This window comes from Stenotrophomonas sp. SMYL20 (assembly GCF_036320045.1).
In the GTDB taxonomy this organism is placed as follows: domain Bacteria; phylum Pseudomonadota; class Gammaproteobacteria; order Xanthomonadales; family Xanthomonadaceae; genus Stenotrophomonas; species Stenotrophomonas maltophilia_A.
Genome location: NZ_JAWIRT010000001.1, coordinates 217,770 through 233,564, shown reverse-complemented (window position 1 = coordinate 233,564; position 15,795 = coordinate 217,770). Strand labels below are relative to the sequence as shown.

General features: G+C 66.0%; 15 protein-coding genes. 8 read left to right on the top strand and 7 right to left on the bottom strand.

Annotation, left to right across the window (positions count from 1 at the left end; all coding sequences use genetic code 11):
- Positions 1-8 precede the first annotated feature (8 nt).
- Positions 9-296 carry a HigA family addiction module antitoxin gene (locus tag V3B48_RS01075; RefSeq protein ID WP_032127356.1) on the top strand — a complete coding sequence of 96 codons (288 nt, stop codon included), beginning with the start codon at positions 9-11 and terminating at the stop codon, positions 294-296.
- A gap of 48 nt (positions 297-344) precedes the next feature.
- On the opposite strand, the gene V3B48_RS01070 is transcribed toward V3B48_RS01075, so the two are convergent.
- The 4 genes from V3B48_RS01070 to aat form a co-directional block, all read right to left on the bottom strand.
- Positions 345-722, bottom strand: coding sequence for a hypothetical protein (locus V3B48_RS01070; protein ID WP_032127355.1), 378 nt, complete (start codon positions 720-722; stop codon positions 345-347).
- Between the two features lie 129 nt (positions 723-851).
- Positions 852-1,124: a hypothetical protein gene (locus tag V3B48_RS01065; RefSeq protein ID WP_049399363.1), complete on the bottom strand. Its 273-nt coding sequence runs from the start codon at positions 1,122-1,124 to the stop codon at positions 852-854.
- 171 nt (positions 1,125-1,295) lie between these two features.
- Positions 1,296-1,514: a translation initiation factor IF-1 gene (gene infA / locus V3B48_RS01060; RefSeq protein ID WP_005409596.1), complete on the bottom strand. Its 219-nt coding sequence runs from the start codon at positions 1,512-1,514 to the stop codon at positions 1,296-1,298.
- 86 nt (positions 1,515-1,600) lie between these two features.
- On the bottom strand, positions 1,601-2,341 hold the full coding sequence (gene aat, locus V3B48_RS01055) for a leucyl/phenylalanyl-tRNA--protein transferase (protein WP_049399415.1): 741 nt from the start codon (positions 2,339-2,341) through the stop codon (positions 1,601-1,603).
- 72 nt (positions 2,342-2,413) lie between these two features.
- Between aat and V3B48_RS01050 the strand changes: the two genes are divergently transcribed.
- Positions 2,414-3,682, top strand: coding sequence for a hypothetical protein (locus tag V3B48_RS01050; protein WP_329893009.1), 1,269 nt, complete (start codon positions 2,414-2,416; stop codon positions 3,680-3,682).
- An 85-nt stretch (positions 3,683-3,767) separates the two neighbouring features.
- Here the strand turns inward: V3B48_RS01050 and V3B48_RS01045 are convergent, their stop codons facing one another.
- Together V3B48_RS01045 and trxB are read right to left on the bottom strand one after the other, a co-directional pair.
- Positions 3,768-4,892 carry a GNAT family N-acetyltransferase gene (locus V3B48_RS01045; RefSeq protein WP_329893008.1) on the bottom strand — a complete coding sequence of 375 codons (1,125 nt, stop codon included), beginning with the start codon at positions 4,890-4,892 and terminating at the stop codon, positions 3,768-3,770.
- Between the two features lie 101 nt (positions 4,893-4,993).
- Positions 4,994-5,965 carry a thioredoxin-disulfide reductase gene (gene trxB, locus V3B48_RS01040; RefSeq protein ID WP_014037154.1) on the bottom strand — a complete coding sequence of 324 codons (972 nt, stop codon included), beginning with the start codon at positions 5,963-5,965 and terminating at the stop codon, positions 4,994-4,996.
- Between the two features lie 233 nt (positions 5,966-6,198).
- On the opposite strand from trxB, the gene V3B48_RS01035 reads away from it, so the two are divergent.
- The 5 genes from V3B48_RS01035 (at position 6,199) to V3B48_RS01015 (ending at position 13,510) form a co-directional block, all read left to right on the top strand.
- On the top strand, positions 6,199-8,559 hold the full coding sequence (locus tag V3B48_RS01035; RefSeq protein ID WP_032127351.1) for a DNA translocase FtsK: 2,361 nt from the start codon (positions 6,199-6,201) through the stop codon (positions 8,557-8,559).
- 39 nt (positions 8,560-8,598) lie between these two features.
- Positions 8,599-10,542: a DUF3857 domain-containing protein gene (locus V3B48_RS01030; protein ID WP_329893007.1), complete on the top strand. Its 1,944-nt coding sequence runs from the start codon at positions 8,599-8,601 to the stop codon at positions 10,540-10,542.
- 111 nt (positions 10,543-10,653) lie between these two features.
- Positions 10,654-11,292: an outer membrane lipoprotein chaperone LolA gene (gene lolA, locus V3B48_RS01025; protein WP_329893006.1), complete on the top strand. Its 639-nt coding sequence runs from the start codon at positions 10,654-10,656 to the stop codon at positions 11,290-11,292.
- Positions 11,293-11,653: 361 nt separating this feature from the next.
- Positions 11,654-12,931 (top strand): replication-associated recombination protein A, encoded by a 1,278-nt coding sequence (locus V3B48_RS01020; protein ID WP_329893005.1) that lies wholly within the window; start codon positions 11,654-11,656, stop codon positions 12,929-12,931.
- 189 nt (positions 12,932-13,120) lie between these two features.
- The gene (locus V3B48_RS01015) at positions 13,121-13,510 is read left to right on the top strand and encodes a DUF805 domain-containing protein (RefSeq protein ID WP_329893004.1); all 390 of its coding nucleotides are present in this window, start codon (positions 13,121-13,123) and stop codon (positions 13,508-13,510) included.
- A 128-nt stretch (positions 13,511-13,638) separates the two neighbouring features.
- Here V3B48_RS01015 and V3B48_RS01010 read toward each other — a convergent pair whose 3' ends face one another.
- Positions 13,639-14,409 (bottom strand): methyltransferase domain-containing protein, encoded by a 771-nt coding sequence (locus tag V3B48_RS01010; protein ID WP_329893003.1) that lies wholly within the window; start codon positions 14,407-14,409, stop codon positions 13,639-13,641.
- A gap of 278 nt (positions 14,410-14,687) precedes the next feature.
- On the opposite strand from V3B48_RS01010, the gene V3B48_RS01005 reads away from it, so the two are divergent.
- Positions 14,688-15,716: an alpha/beta hydrolase-fold protein gene (locus tag V3B48_RS01005; protein ID WP_329893002.1), complete on the top strand. Its 1,029-nt coding sequence runs from the start codon at positions 14,688-14,690 to the stop codon at positions 15,714-15,716.
- The last annotated feature ends 79 nt before the right edge of the window (positions 15,717-15,795 follow it).

The following is a 15,795-nucleotide window of genomic DNA, read 5'->3' as shown; positions in this document are numbered from 1 at the left end:
GGCCGCGCATGATTCATCACCATCCGCATCCCGGGCAGGCGATCAAGGCAATGGTCTTTGATCCAATGGATCTGTCTGTGACCGAAGCGGCCGAGCGCCTGGCAATGTCGCGGGTAGCCCTTTCGCGGGTTCTGAACGGCAAGGCGGGCATCAGTCCTGACCTGGCCATCCGCCTTGAGATGGCGGGGGTGAGTACTGCGGTTTTCTGGATGGGGCTGCAATCCAGCTACGATCTCTGGTTGGCACGGCAGCGCGCGCAACCGAGAGTGTTGTCGCTGGTTGCCGCGACGCGTTGACGTATATCGCGACAAGGGCGGCTTCGGCCGCCCTTGTCCTGTCTGGGGTCAGCGGCTGCGGCGGCGCGCCTCACGCTTGAATCGCTCGGCATCGATCGGCTCGATGCGTGCAACCTCGCAGCTGCCGCGACCTGTGTCCAGTGCGCTTCGGCCCTCGCTGCACAGCTCGTCAGCTTCTTTGCCGTCGGTCTTGAAGCCGAGGCGGGTGGCCAGTACGGCAGAAGGGCAGCTGTTGCGGAAATGCACAACATAGTGGTCTTCGCCGGAGCGAAGCAGGATGTTCTTGTCGGCGCCGGCGCGAACGATCTGCTGTTCGCCGGTCAGTGATACGCACTGTGCCGGCGCGGTGTCGGCGGCATGGGCGGACGACGCCAGCAGGGTGACGGCAGACAAAGCCAGGGGGATGAGCAGGGAAGACAGGTTCATGGCGGGGCAGGGGGCAGCGATCCGGACTGGATCGGATCCCAAGATGCCGCCGCCGCTGCAAATGCGAATCTGCCGCAAGCAGGGCTGACCGACGCCACGGTGAGATCGGTCACGATGACCTTTGGCGCCTCAGGCCGCGATCGAACGGAATCCCTGCTGGCGCCCCTGGTCGCCGCCGTCTTCGATGACAAAGGCGACCGCCTCGTGCGGAATGTGCAGGCGCTGCTTGAGGGTGCTGCCCATATGCGGAATCTCGCGCTGCACGGCCAGGTACAGCGGGTGCGAGGCGTCCATGCTGGTGCAGACCAGGCAGGGCTGGCCGAACCAGGTGCCGTCCGGGCCCTTGCTGGCGTAGCAGCGGCTGGTGACGGACTGGGGGTCCAGGACGATCAGGTAGGTCATGCGCGCAACGCCTTCTGTGAAGAACGCATTGAGTCTAGAGTCGCGGCGCGATGCGGTATTTCGGACAGGGACGAAAATCGAGCGGTCCCGGTGCCGGTCGCTTTCTTCCGCGCACGACAAAGGGCCAGCAGCGAGGCCGGCCCTGTCGGAGTGGCGCAATGCGCCGACCGCTTACTTCATGCGGTAGGTGATACGACCCTTGGTCAGGTCGTACGGGGTCATTTCAACTTTGACCCGGTCACCGGTGAGGATGCGGATGTAGTTCTTGCGCATGCGGCCGGAGATGTGGGCGATGATTTCGTGCCCATTTTCCAGACGAACGCGGAAAGTGGTGTTCGGCAGCGTCTCGCTGACGGTGCCCTCGAACTCGATGGAATCGTCTTTCGACATGTAGTCCTGTGCGGTTCAGAAAACGGCCACGCTGGGCCTAAGGCGCGGTATTTTACGCGTGATGGGCCCGGCTTGCAAAGTTTGTGTTAACCCCCGGCCAAACGCTGTGCTGGCAAGCGTCCTACCGCCTGGGTCCAGGGGCCTTCACGGCCGTCACGGTGTACGGCCTGACGGACGTGCTCCAGGAAGTCCGCGCGCGGCAGGTGCTCGGCGCCCATCCGCAGCAGGTGCGGATTCTCCACCTGGGCATCGATCAGTTCCCAGCCCCAGCCACGCAGGGTGGCTGCCAACGCGGCCAGGGCGATCTTGGAGCCGCCACTGGCGCCACTGAACATGCTCTCGCCGAAGAACATGGCGCCGATCGCGACGCCGTAGATGCCGCCGACCAGCGTCTGCCGGTCCCAGACTTCGAAGGAATGGGCGAAGCCAAGGTCGTGCAGCTGGCTGTAAGCCTCGACCATCGCCGGGCTGATCCACGTACCGTCCTGGCCGGGCCGAGGTGCCGCGGCGCAGGCGCGCATCACACGACTGAAGGCGGTGTCGGCGGTGACCTCCCACGTGCTGCTGCGCAACTGGCGGCGGAAGCGGCTGGACAGGTGCACGCCATCGGTGCGGAACACCATGCGCGGGTCCGGCGACCACCACAGGATTGGCTCACCCTCGCTGAACCACGGAAAGATACCGCCGGCGTAGGCATTGAGCAGACGCACCGGATGCAGGTCGCCGCCCACCGCCAGCAGGCCATCGGGCTGGCGCAGTGCGGTCTCGGCCGGAGGGAAGGGGGCGTCCGGCGCATCGGCCAGGCGCCAGGGCAGCTGGCGGGTCATGGGGCCATTGTATTCGTCGTGGTGATTCGTGATGTCTGGCACCATCACTGTTCACCGGCAAGGAGCCTCCGAATGAGTGACTCGATCAGCGCCATCCTCGACCTGCATGACGCCCCGCGCACGCGCAACGACAGCCAAGGCATGCTGCTGTCGCTGGCCACTGAACAGCCGCGTCAACTGGGAGAGTTGATGCTGCAGGCGCTGGCGCGGCCTTCGCCGGGCTCGGCCTTCCTCGACATGGCACTGGACCTGCTGCCGGATGACGCGGTGCCCGCGGTCGCGGCGGACGCGTGGCGCCGCTATCGCGCGGGCGAGCGCGGTGACGTGTTGACGAGCGTGATGGAGTTCGCCAGCTATCAGGCGCCGCAGGTGCTGCAGGACGATTGGGAGGCATTGCTGGCGGTCGCCAGTGAGGATGAGGTGCAGTTGGCCACGCAGGTCTGGCAGGGCCTGCCCAGCGCGACGGCCGCGCATTGGGCGCAGATCCTGGCCGAAGCCGATGACGATCGCGAAATGGCGCGGGCCAGGGCGTTGCTGCTCGCCGCCCAGCCCGAAACCTACGCCATTGCTCGCGGCTACCTGGTCGACTGGGGGCGCTTGGATGCCGAGGTCTGGGCGCACTGGGCCGGCGTCGCCGAAGGTCCGCAGCCGCGTCGCCTACATGGCGAGCGGCCATTGCACTTCCGCTTCGGCCGCGAACAGCATCGCGCGCAGCAGGCGGACGAACCGAGCTGGCGCAAGCGCACCTGGCGCCTGCACCCGACCTGGAATGGTGGGCAGGTACACCATGCTGGGCAGATGGGAGGGCCGCTGGAAGCGCTGTGTAGCAGCTGCCATGCGCCGCTGCAGCGCCTGCTGCGGACCGATGCTGCCGCGCTGCAGCCGGGCGCGTCGGGCGAGATCACGCTGGGGCTGTGTCTGGACTGCTGCGGCTGGGAAGACCCGCCCGTGCGTTTCTATCGCCATGATGCGGCCGGCCTGCCCAGCTGCCACCCCAGCCAGCACCGTGAGGTGCCGAACACACCCACCGACAGTGGCGACCTGATGCAGGCCGAGGTGGGCCTGGTGGTGCTCGAAAGCGCGCGCTGGCAGCAACAGGACTGGGGCCAGTCCAATCATCGGCAGAACCTGTCGCGCGTGGGCGGCGCGCCGAGCTGGGTGCAGAGTGCCTGGTACCCGGCGTGCATCGATTGCGGCGAAGAGATGCCGTTCGTGATGCAGCTGGATTCGACACTGCCGACCACGGGTGAGGGCACGCTGCTGTGGGGCAGCGGCGGCATGCTCTATACGTTCTGGTGTGCAAAGTGCCGGGTGAGCGGGCACTTCTGGCAGTGCACCTGAGCACAGCGCCCTCGCTATTGCCTTGGCAGGTGCCAACCTTGGTTGGCACGCTTTTCGGCACCGCGCCAATCGAGCAAGCGCGCCTCTACGGTTCTACGCGGAACGGCCCATGCCCCTGCAGCTCCTGCTGGTAGCGCCGCACACCCTGTCGCTCCTGTCGGCACCAGTCCTGCAGTGCGTCTGCGAAATCCCGATCGGCCACCCAGTGCCGGCTGCGCACCAGCGTCGGGAGGAAGCCGCGTGCCAGCTTATGCTCGCCCTGTGCGCCCGGCTCGAAGCGGGTCAGCCCTTCGCGCAGGCAGTATTCGATGCCCTGGTAGTAGCAGGCTTCGAAGTGCAGGCCGGGCAGGGTGGCGCCGCCCCAGTAGCGGCCGTACAGCGTATCGCCGCCGCGCAGGCAGAGGGCGCCGGCAATCGGCTCGCCGTCCTGTTCGGCCAGGAACAGCACCAGCCCGCGCCCCAGGGTCATCGCCAGATGGCGCAGGAAGGTCTCGGTCAGCGCCGGGGCATTGCCGTACTCGAGGAAGGTCTGCAGGTAGAAGCGGTACATCGCCTGCAGGTTGGCGCGGCTGGCTTCGTCGCCGTGCACCACGCGGAAGGTGATGCCCTGGCGAATGACCTTGGCGCGTTCCTGGCGGATGTTCTTGCGGTGCTTGTGGTCCATCGCGCCGAGGAACTGCTCGAACGTGGCCCAGTCGCCCGGGTTCTGCCACTGGAACTGCACGTCTTCGCGCAGCAGCCAGTCATCGCCGAACAGCGCCTCGTCGCCGGCGGTATGGAAGTTGATGTGGGCCGACGACACCCCCAGTGGCGGCAGTGCGTCGCGCAATGCCGACAGCAATGCGGCGCGCTCTGAATCGTGACGGGCCAGCAACCGCGGGCCAGTGACCGGCGAGTACGGCACCGCGCCCAGCCACTTCGGATAGTAGTCGCGGCCATGACGGGCATACGCGTTGGCCCAGGCATGGTCGAACACGAACTCGCCGTGCGAGTTGGTCTTCAGGTAGCCCGGAATGGCGCCGACCAGATGCTCGCCTTCCCATAGGGTGAAGTGCCGGGGCTGCCAGCCCCAGTCCTCGCGCAGGCAACCGTGCTGTTCAAGCCCGGAAAGGAATGCATGACTGATGAAGGGGTTGCGGCCTTCGTGCAGGGCATCCCAGTCGGTGGCGGAAACGGACTGCAGGGAGTCGAGGAAGCGGGGGGAAGGCATGAGGGAAGGATAGGGCAGATGAAACAGAAAGGCCGACGCACTGGCGTCGGCCTTTTGCCTGAGTCGAGCCTGGCTCGACGCTACAGAAGCGGGTTCGCCCCTCAGCTGGCCTTGCCCTGTGCGTCCAGGTAGCGCTCGGCGTCCAGTGCGGCCATGCAGCCGAAGCCGGCCGAGGTGATCGCCTGGCGGTAGTGCTGGTCGGCCACGTCGCCGGCGGCGAACACGCCTTCCACCGAGGTCTGGGTGGCATTGCCGCCGAGGCCCGAGCGGATTTCCAGGTAGCCGTTGTTCATCGCCAGCTGGCCGTCGAACAGGGTGGTGTTCGGGTGGTGGCCGATGGCCACGAAGAAGCCGTGGGCGTCGATGTCGCGGGTGCTGCCGTCCAGCGTGGACTTCACGCGCACGCCGGTCACGCCGGCATCATTGCCCAGCACTTCTTCAACCTGATGGTGCCAGACGGTCTCGATCTTGCCTTCGGCGACCTTCTTGAACAGCTTGTCCTGCATGATCTTTTCCGCCTTCAGGGTGTCGCGGCGGTGGACCAGGTAGACCTTGCGGGCGATGTTGGACAGGTACAGCGCCTCTTCCACGGCGGTGTTGCCGCCGCCGACCACGACCACGTCCTGGTCGCGGTAGAAGAAGCCGTCACAGGTGGCGCAGGCAGACACGCCGCGGCCCTTGAACTCGTCCTCGGTCGGGATGCCCAGGTACTTGGCGGTGGCGCCGGTGGCGATGATCAGGGCATCGCAGGTGTACTCGTGGCTGTCGCCGATCAGCTTGAACGGGCGCTGCGACACATCGGCGGTGTGGATGTGGTCGAAGATGACCTCGGTCTCGAAGCGCTCGGCATGGGCCTGCATGCGCGCCATCAGGTCCGGGCCCATCAGGCCGTGGGCGTCGCCCGGCCAGTTGTCCACCTCGGTGGTGGTCATCAGCTGGCCGCCCTGCTGCAGGCCGGTGATGACGACCGGCTTCAGGTTGGCGCGGGCGGCGTAGACGGCGGCGGTCCAACCGGCCGGGCCGGAACCGAGGATGACGAGGCGCTGGTGGCGGGAGGGCAGGCTGGTGCTCATGTAGACTCGCGAAAAAGTAGATGGGACAAGGCGCTGGCGATGTTTGCGCAGCATCCGTGGCTGGTCATAGAGTGGCGGCTGGGGCAGGGCGATTCAAGCCGATGAACAGAACGCCGTCATCCAGCAGTAGTTCCGGCCCTCCGATTGCCCTGTCAGATGTCGCATAACTGAAAACTGACGCCGTCTCATTTATTATCAATCACTAACAGCGCATTCCAAAGGTATGGTCTAAGGTGGCGAAGCAGGTCCCCGAACGCTCCAAGTCCGACGACAGCAAGGCGTCACGTCGCACGGCCGCGGCGGCGACGACCGACAATCCACGCCGCCAACGCCTCTGGCGCGACCTTGGCCTGATCGCCATCGCGCCGGCGCTGCTGTATCTGGCGGCCAGTCTGTTCACCTATTCAGCGACCGACCCGGGCTGGTCGCACACCGGCAGCGTGGTCGCGCCGGTGCACAACCTCGGCGGTCGCGCCGGCGCCTGGATCGCCGACGTGCTGCTGCAGCTGTTCGGCTACATCGCCTTCCTGCTGCCGGTGGTGCTGGGTGCGCTGGCGTGGATCGCCATGTTCGGCCTGAAGCGCGAGAGCAAGGGCGAGAACGACCTGGACCCGGCGCTGCGCCTGGTTGGCCTGGTCGGTTTCCTGATCGCCGGCACCGGCTTCCTGCATGTGCGCCTGTTCAGTGGCGACGTCTCCAGTGCAGGCGGCATCCTCGGCAAGCTGGTCGGCAATTCGCTCACGGTGGGCTTCGGTGCGCTGGGCGCGAACCTGTTCGTGCTGGTGCTGCTCTTGGCCTCGATCACCCTGGCCACCGGGCTGTCCTGGTTCACAGTGATGGAGAAGATCGGCCGCGGCGTGATGTCGCTGGCGCCGTTGCTGGCGCGCAAGAAGGAAGAAGTCACCGAGTGGCAGCAGACCCGGGTGATGCGCGAGGAACGCCAGGAGGTACGCAAGGCCGATGCCGAGGTGCGCGCCAAGCGCGAGCCGGTGAAGATCGAGCCGCGCCCGGAACCGGTGATCGAGAAGAGTGACCGGGCCAAGCGCGACACGCAGATCCCGATGTTCCGTGGCGTCAACGGCGACGGCTCGGACCTGCCGCCGCTGGCCCTGCTGGATGACCCCAAGCCGCAACCGGTGGGCTACGACAAGGAAACCCTGGACGCGCTGTCGCGGCAGATCGAGTTCAAGCTGAAGGACTTCCGCATCGATGCCCAGGTGGTCGGTGCCAACCCCGGCCCGGTCATCACCCGTTTCGAGATCGAGCCGGCGCCGGGCATCAAGGTCAGCCAGATCAGTTCGCTGGACAAGGACATCGCGCGCGGCCTGTCGGTGAAGTCGGTGCGCGTGGTCGACGTCATTCCGGGCAAATCGGTGATCGGCCTGGAAATTCCCAACGTCACCCGCGAGATGATCTACCTCTCCGAGCTGCTGCGTTCGAAGGAATACGACAAGTCGGCCAGCGTGCTGACCCTGGCGCTGGGCAAGGACATCGCTGGCCGCTCGACCGTGGCCGACCTGGCGCGCATGCCGCACCTGCTGGTGGCCGGTACCACCGGTTCGGGCAAGTCGGTGGCGGTCAACGCGATGGTGCTGAGCCTGCTGTTCAAGGCCTCGCCGAAAGACCTGCGGATGCTGATGATCGACCCGAAGATGCTCGAACTGAGCGTCTACCAGGGCATCCCGCACCTGCTGGCGCCGGTGGTCACCGACATGAAGGAGGCCGCCAACGGCCTGCGCTGGTGCGTGGCCGAGATGGAGCGCCGCTACAAGCTGATGAGCGCGGTGGGCGTGCGCAACCTGGCCGGCTTCAACAAGAAGGTGAAGGAAGCCCAGGACGCCGGCCAACCGCTGATGGACCCGCTGTTCAAGCCGAACCCGGAACTGGGCGAGGCTCCGCGTCCGCTGGAGACGCTGCCGTTCATCGTCATCTTCATCGACGAATTCGCCGACATGATGATGATCGTCGGCAAGAAGGTGGAGGAGCTGATCGCGCGCCTGGCACAGAAGGCGCGTGCGGCCGGCATCCACCTGATCCTGGCCACGCAGCGCCCGTCGGTGGACGTGATCACCGGCCTGATCAAGGCCAACATCCCGACCCGCATCGCCTTCCAGGTCAGTTCCAAGATCGACTCGCGCACCATCCTCGACCAGTCCGGCGCGGAAACCCTGCTGGGCCACGGCGACATGCTGTACCTGCCGCCGGGTACCGCCATGCCCGAGCGCGTACACGGCGCCTTCGTCTCCGACGAGGAAGTGCATCGCGTGGTCGAACACCTCAAGGCGATGGGCCCGGCCGACTACGTCGACGGCGTACTGGACGAAGTGCAGACGATGGGCGACGGCGTGGTCGTCGGCGCTACCGGCCTGCCCGAGAACAGCTCTGCCGGCGATGAGTCCGACCCGTTGTATGACGAAGCGCTGCGGGTGGTCACCGAAACCCGCCGTGCCTCGATTTCCGGCGTGCAGCGCCGGCTGAAGATCGGCTACAACCGTGCAGCGCGATTGATCGAGGCCATGGAAGCGGCCGGCGTGGTCAGTCCGCCCGAGCACAACGGCGACCGCACGGTGCTGGCACCGCCGCCGCCGAAGTAAGACCCGACGTATCCCCCACGACGTCCAAGGAACCGACGCATGCTTCACCCCGTACCAAGCGCGCTGGCACTGGCGCTGGCAGCCTTCCTGGCTGCCGGCCCGGCACTGGCAGACACCGCCACCTCCGCGCCCGCCACGGCGCCGCCTTCCACCAGCGGCGATACCGAAGCCAGCAATAATTTCAGCATTGTCCGTTACCGCGCCGACTACCAGGTGCGGCCGGATGCGGGCAATGTGCAGACCGAAACCTACGAAGTCCTGCTCAAGACCAAGGCCTCGGTCGAGCAGTTCAGCCAGGTTCGGCTGAGCTACAGCGAGAAGATGGAGACGCTGGAAGTACTCGGCGCCTACACCATCACCGCCGACGGCCAGCGCCGCGACGTGCCGGCCGACCGCGTCTACACCCAGGAGAGCTATTCCAGCGCCTCGGCGGCGATGTATGCCGACCGCAAGGTGCGGGTGATCGTGTTCCCGAACCTGGCGCCGGGCACGCGCCTGTACTACCAGGTGCGCCGCACCCAGGCCACGCCGTACTTCCCCGGCTACTTCGGCCTGTGGGAGACCTTCAACGTCTTCACCGAGTACGAGGACGCCGAGGTCACCCTGAGTGCGCCGGCCAACCTGCCGATGTTCGTCGACAGCCGCGGCGTGCAGGGCAGTGATCGCCCCACGGTGAAGAACGGACAGGCACAGTGGCGCTGGCGCTACCAGCGTCGCGAAGCCATGCCAGCACAGAACTGGTCGGCGGCGGGCTGGGAGTTCGGCCCGAACATCATGGCCAGCACCTATCGTGACTGGTCGCAGATGGGCCGTGCCTACCAGCTCAAGGCCGGCCCGGCGGCACAGGTCACGCCGGAGCTGCAGGCGCTGGCCGATGAGATCACCGCTGGCATCAGCGACCGCCGCGAGCAGGCCGACGCGTTGTACCGCTGGGTGGCGCAGAACATCCGCTACGTGGCGGTGTACCTGGGCAATGGTGGCCTGGAGCCGAACAGTGCGCAGAGCATCCTCGACAACCACTATGGTGACTGCAAGGACCATGTGACGATCCTGGAGGCGCTGCTGGCGGCCAAGGGCATCGCCAGCTCGCCGGTGCTGATCGGTGCCGGTGGTGGCCCGACGCTGCCGAAGATTCCGGTGCTGGGCCGCTTCAACCACGCCATCACCTACATCCCCGAGTTCGATCTGTACCTGGATTCGACCACCGCGTGGGCGCGCTTCGGCCAGCTGCCGGAAGGCGACCTCGGTGCACCGGTGATGCGTACCCGCGACGCCTCACTGGCGCGCACCCCGGCCAATACGCCGGAGCGCAATGCCACCTCGATGGAGGTGCGTTTCACCTTCGACGCCAACGGCAACCTGCGCGGCGAGACGATTCCGAAGCTGGGCGAGAACGCCGAGATCGGCATGCGCGCCCAGTTCTCCCAGCTCAACGCGCAGAACCGTGCGCGCGCTGAAGAGCAGATCATGGCTGCGTCCGGTTTCGATGGGCGAGGGCAGCTGCAGATCCAGGGCGTGCCGGTCGACCTGACCCGGCCGTTTGGCTACCGCATGGCGTTCCAGGCCGAGGACTACGCCGACTTCAGCGTGGCCGGAGGCATGGCCGTGCCGGACCCGCCGGGTGGTGAATCAGTGCGCGGCCTGTACGCCACCGCCTCGGCGCCGGCCAACGAGACGCCGTTCTACTGCAATGCCAGCCTGCGCGAGGAAACCTATCGCCTGCAGTTCCCGGCCAATGCGCCGATCATCGCCATCCCGGCCAGCCAGCGTTTCACCAACGCCGCCGGCGAGTATCGCGTGGACTGGAGCCGCGAGGGCCAGGACGTGATCGTGCATCACCGCCTGCAGCAGAACGCGGTGCGTGGACCAGAGGCGCTGTGCCAGCCGCAGGACTATCCGGCGTTCCGCGCGCTGTACCGCGAAGTGCGTCGTGGCTTCCGTGGCCAGGTGCTGTACGGCAAGCTGCCCGGCTCGGGTGGCTGAATCGCCGATGGACGTTCGGGGCGGCATAATGTCGCCCTGATCGCCCATTCATCTTTGTCCGGGCACACTGGCAACCACCTTTCCTGGCGCCCGCGCCCACAGGATTCCCGCATGAACTTCCGCTTCCGCCGTTTCCTTGCCACCACCACCCTGGCCGTGGCCTGCGCCGCCGCCGGCAGCGCCTGGGCTGGCGCCCGCGATGACCTGAAGACCTTCACCAGTGGCCTGAAGGGCCTGGATGGCCAGTTCAGCCAGCAGGTGTTCGACAGCCGCGGCAAGGTGAAGGAATCGACCAGCGGCCGCGTGGCGCTGTCGGCGCCGCGCCTGTTCCGCTGGGAATACATGCGCCCGCACGAACAGCTGATCGTGGCCGACGGCAGGAAGGTCTGGATTTACGAGCCGGACCTGGAGCAGGCCACTGTTCGCGAGCAGGGCAAGGAAGAGCAGAACAGCCCGCTGACCGCGCTGATCAACCCGGCGCTGCTGGAGCAGCAGTACGACGTCAGCGAAGAGGCCGCGCAGCGCGACGGCCTGCAGTGGCTGTCGCTGTCGCCGAAGCGCGAGACCGAAGCCAGCTTCCAGTACGCCGCGCTGGGCTTCAACGCCCAGGGCCTGGCCAAGATGGAAATCACTGATGCCGTTGGCCAGCGTACCGTGATCAGCTTCAGTGGCTGGAAGCGCAACCCGGGCTTCGCCGCCGGCACCTTCAGCTTTACCCCGCCGAAGGGCACCGACGTCATCGGTAACTGATCTCTGGGCGGAAACGCCTTGGTGGGTGTCAACCTTGGTTGACGCGCTTCTGATCTGCCGGCCAGCGGCCGGCACTACCGATTCCTGTTGCCTGGCGCTGGTGGGTGCCAACCTTGGTTGGCACGCTCTCGTGTCAACCGGCACCGCCTTGGTGGGGGCCAACCGTTGGTTGACACGCTTTTGATCTGCCGGCCAGTGGCCGGCACTACCGGTTCCTGTGGCCTGGCGCTGGTGGGTGCCAACCTTGGTTGGCACGCTCTCGCGGTACAATGAGCGTGTGGCAAGACATCGTTCAACTTCCTTCCCTGGCCCCGATCTGCTGAGCGTCGATCGGGAACATCTGCGCCCGCTGGCCGAGCGCATGCGCCCACGCACCCTCGACGAGATGGTCGGGCAGAAGCGCCTGCTGGCGCCGGACAGCGCGCTGCGTCGCGCGGTCGAATCCGGCCGCGTGCATTCGATGATCCTGTGGGGGCCGCCGGGCTGCGGCAAGACCACGCTGGCGCTGCTGTTGGCCGAATATTCCGACGCCGAGTTCCGTGCGATCTCCGCCGTGCTGTCCGGCCTGCCGGAAGTGCGCCAGGTGCTGGCCGAGGCGGCGCAACGGTTCGCCGAAGGCCGGCGCACCGTGTTGTTCGTCGATGAGGTGCATCGCTTCAACAAGGCGCAGCAGGATGCGTTCCTGCCTCACATCGAGCGCGGCACCATCCTGTTCGTCGGTGCCACCACCGAGAACCCGTCGTTCGAACTGAACTCGGCGCTGCTGTCGCGTTGCCGCGTGCACGTGCTCGAAGGCGTTTCGCCTACCGATATCGTCGAGGCGCTGGAGCGTGCGCTGGGTGACCGCGAACGCGGCCTGGGCGAGGAGGGCATCGAGGTCGCCCCCGAGCTGCTGCTGGAAATCGCGACCGCCGCCGACGGCGACGTGCGCCGTGCGCTGACCCTGTTGGAAATCGCTGCCGAGCTGGCGGGCGGGGAGGGTGGTCGCATCACCCCGCAGACCCTGACCCAGGTGCTGGCCGATCGCACCCGTCGCTTCGACAAGGGCGGCGAGCAGTTCTACGACCAGATCTCGGCGCTGCACAAGTCGGTTCGCAGTTCCAACCCGGATGCCGCGCTGTACTGGCTGACCCGGATGCTCGATGGCGGCTGCGATCCGTCCTACCTGGCCCGCCGGCTGACCCGCATGGCCATCGAGGACATCGGTCTGGCCGATCCGCGCGCGCAGAGCATGGCGCTGGAGGCCTGGGACACCTACGAGCGGCTGGGTAGCCCGGAAGGCGAGCTCGCCTTTGCTCAGCTGGTGCTGTACCTGGCCAGTACCGCCAAGTCGAATGCAGGCTATGCGGCCTTCAACCAGGCCAAGGCCGATGTGCGCGAGAGCGGTACCGAAGAAGTACCGCTGCACCTGCGTAATGCGCCGACCAAGCTGATGAAGGAGCTGGGCTACGGTGCCGAGTACCAATATGACCACGACGCCGAAGGCGGCATCGCACTGGACCAGACCGGCTTCCCGGATGCGATGGGCGAACGGGTGTATTACAACCCGGTGCCGCGTGGCCTGGAAATCAAGCTGAAGGAAAAGCTGGATCGGCTGCGCGCCGAGCGCGAGGCGGCAAGGGCGGCAAAGGGCCGCTGACCCAGCTCTTGCAGAGTCGAGCCATGCTCGACTTCGCTCTTGCGCGGGTTACGGGTGCCTTCTGGAACAGCAGCCGAGCATGGCTCGGCTCTACAGGGGGCAATGGCAGTCGAGCATGGTTCGTCGCCACATTGTCCTGTGCGCCTGCATTTGGCACACTGCGCGGCTACTTTTTCAAGGATCGATGCCGTGCAGGAAATGATTCTGCCGTTGAAGCGCTACGCCCAGTTCGAGGGCCGCGCCAACCGCCGCGAGTACTGGATGTACCAGCTGTTCCTGTTCCTGGTCGCAACTGCGGTGATGCTGCTGGCCGGTGTGCTGGCGATCCTCCTGCGCAACAGTCCCGATGCACTGGCCGGCATCCTGATCGGCATGGTGGTGCTGCTGTGCGTGATGTGGCTGGCCACGATCGTGCCGCTGATTGCCGTGACCGTGCGCCGCCTGCATGACTGCAACCAATCGGGCTGGCTGTTCCTGCTGGCGCTGGTGCCGGGCGGTGGCATTGTGATCATGATCTTCTCGCTGCTGCCGGGCACGCCGCAGGAGAACGTGTACGGTCCGGTTCCCGCGGGGCCGTGAGGCTGCGGGAGTCGAGCATGGCTCGACTCTACAGAAGCGGGGGGGGGCGAAGCCGGCGTGATGCCGGCTTCGTCATTTGCAAGGGGGTGTGGGTTGCGCGAGGCAGGATACCGGAGGGGGCTGACGGCCTATGCAGCGCGTGCCGTTATAGGCAAGCCCAGCAGGCTGTCGTGGATGATGCCCCATTGCGGGTATTGGCTATCGTGCAGCTTGACGTCAACAAAGCCGGCTTCCCCCAGCAATCGCACCAGGTGAGGATACGAATAGATCCTCAGTTCCAAAGTTGAGCCGTCACCACCATGGAAGGACAGGTCAGAGAATCGTTGCTCCCTGCCATCGCTGGTGATGTTGACAAGAACCCGATCCGCACCTTTGCCCTCGATCCGGTAGTCGTTGAGCTCAGGGAAGTGCTCAATCGTGACCTCGTGAAATCCATAGGGAACGGTGAGCACAAGCAGCCCGCCCGGCTTCAGCAATGCACGCAGGTTTCCGAGCGTGCGCTCGCAGGGCCCATCCACGTGTTCCAGCACATCTGAGCTGACAACAAAGTCATATTTTCCCAGGTAGTGCGCGGCTGGGTGACGGATGTCCAGCATGGGGCGCTTGTGGAAGTAGGTATTGATGTAATCGAACTTGCGCCGCAGGGCATTAGTGTAGATATGGGCGTCGGTCATGCCGATTCCCTTGATCTGTCCGCGCCTGGGGATCCGCTCAAGCACGCGGATCTCCCGCGCTTGGTCCATCTCCGACTGCAGGGCTGCCATGAGGGCACGGAAGCGCAGAGTGGATCCGCAGCCAATACAGCTGCGGGTTTCCCTTTCGGCGATGGCCTCGCGGGATGCTCGCAGGCGGAAACCGCAGATGTTGCACGCGGGCCTCTCGGTGGTCGGTATGCTCACGGGGAAGACGTGTGGGCGAATCGTGTCGAGCCCTTTTCGGGCAAGGCTGCGGCAAATGGCGTACACGCTATGACAGTCCCTGTTCTTGTTGATACCGCCTAGCTTGCCGTATGGCCGTGGCGCGAATCCAGCCTGCCCATTGCCTCGTTTCGTGCCGAAGGCCCTCATGCGCGCGTGATACACAGTGTGACGTTCGAGCGATGTGATAATCATTCGCGTTTAAGGTAGACTGCGGTCCCTTGTGAACCGGCGGCCGTGAGCCGCTTCTGCCGCCGCTGATGAAGCATTTCGTCCCGCCTTCGCGCCGTGGTCCACTGGCCCGCGGCCTGGTCGCCTTGATGATGGGTCTGCTCCTGGCCACCCCGTACGCCCATGCCCAGCAGCGCAATCCGCTGCAGAAGATCGGCCACACCGTGCTCGACGAGCCGGCGGTCAGTTATCGCTTCGAGCATTTCGTGGTGGACAGTCCAGACCAGCAACGCCGCTGGCGGGTGAATGTGGCGATCCCGGCCAAGGCCAGCAAGGCGCCGCTGCCGGTGCTGTACGCGCTGGATGGCAATGCCGTGGCGATGGTGCTGGATCAGCCGTTGCTGGCCGAGCTGGCGGCACGCAAGGCGCCGCCGGTACTGGTGCTGATCGGTTATGACAACGACCTGCGCATCGATTCCAAGGCGCGCACCCGCGACTACACCGCGTGGATTGACCGCGCCGACGACGAGAGCGGTACGACCCAGGCGGTCGGTGGCGGTGCTGCCGCGTTCCTGGATGTGATCGAACGCCGCATCAAGCCGGAAGTCGAGCGCCGCGCACGCATTGATACGCAGCAGCAAGCACTCTGGGGCCACTCGCTGGGTGGGTTGTTCGTGCTCAATGCGCTGTACACCCGTCCCGCCGCCTTCCAGTCCTATCTGGCGGCCAGTCCGTCGCTGTGGTGGAGCCAGGGCGCGGCGCTGGGTGATCCGGAACAGCAGTTCGTGCAGAACGTGCATGGCCAGCCAGCAACGCTCTGGCTGATGCTGGGCGGTGCCGAGCGTGTCGGTGATCGCGGCAAGCGCGACATGAACAATCCGCGCGTGGTCGCGCACCTGCGCCGCATCGGTGGTGCCACCCCGGATGCGGCGATGCAGCTGTCCGAGCGGTTGGCCAAGGTGCCGGGCATGCGCGTGCAGTACCGCGAGTTCGATGGCCTCGGCCACGGCCCGATGCTGCCTGCGTCGTTCCACGCTGCGCTGCATGAGCTGTACGGCGTGACCGACCGCAGCGCCGGTGACGGCGCGCTCAACGGTGGTGACAACGCCGCCGAATGAATCCCTTCGCATGCCAAGGCGTGCGACCCCACTACCCAGGCGAGGCTGCCGATGTGCAGCGGCCCAGGCAACCGATGAA

Bases quoted from the DNA above. Each gene is read 5' to 3' on its own strand.
- V3B48_RS01075 (WP_032127356.1), top strand. From the start codon at position 9: ATGATTCATCACCATCCGCATCCCGGGCAGGCGATCAAGGCAATGGTC.
- infA (WP_005409596.1), bottom strand. From the start codon at position 1,514: ATGTCGAAAGACGATTCCATCGAGTTCGAGGGCACCGTCAGCGAGACG.
- trxB (WP_014037154.1), bottom strand. From the start codon at position 5,965: ATGAGCACCAGCCTGCCCTCCCGCCACCAGCGCCTCGTCATCCTCGGT.
- V3B48_RS01070 (WP_032127355.1), bottom strand. From the start codon at position 722: ATGAACCTGTCTTCCCTGCTCATCCCCCTGGCTTTGTCTGCCGTCACC.
- V3B48_RS01005 (WP_329893002.1), top strand. From the start codon at position 14,688: ATGAAGCATTTCGTCCCGCCTTCGCGCCGTGGTCCACTGGCCCGCGGC.
- V3B48_RS01030 (WP_329893007.1), top strand. From the start codon at position 8,599: ATGCTTCACCCCGTACCAAGCGCGCTGGCACTGGCGCTGGCAGCCTTC.
- V3B48_RS01065 (WP_049399363.1), bottom strand. From the start codon at position 1,124: ATGACCTACCTGATCGTCCTGGACCCCCAGTCCGTCACCAGCCGCTGC.
- lolA (WP_329893006.1), top strand. From the start codon at position 10,654: ATGAACTTCCGCTTCCGCCGTTTCCTTGCCACCACCACCCTGGCCGTG.
- V3B48_RS01045 (WP_329893008.1), bottom strand. From the start codon at position 4,892: ATGCCTTCCCCCCGCTTCCTCGACTCCCTGCAGTCCGTTTCCGCCACC.
- aat (WP_049399415.1), bottom strand. From the start codon at position 2,341: ATGACCCGCCAGCTGCCCTGGCGCCTGGCCGATGCGCCGGACGCCCCC.
- V3B48_RS01020 (WP_329893005.1), top strand. From the start codon at position 11,654: ATGCGCCCACGCACCCTCGACGAGATGGTCGGGCAGAAGCGCCTGCTG.
- V3B48_RS01050 (WP_329893009.1), top strand. From the start codon at position 2,414: ATGAGTGACTCGATCAGCGCCATCCTCGACCTGCATGACGCCCCGCGC.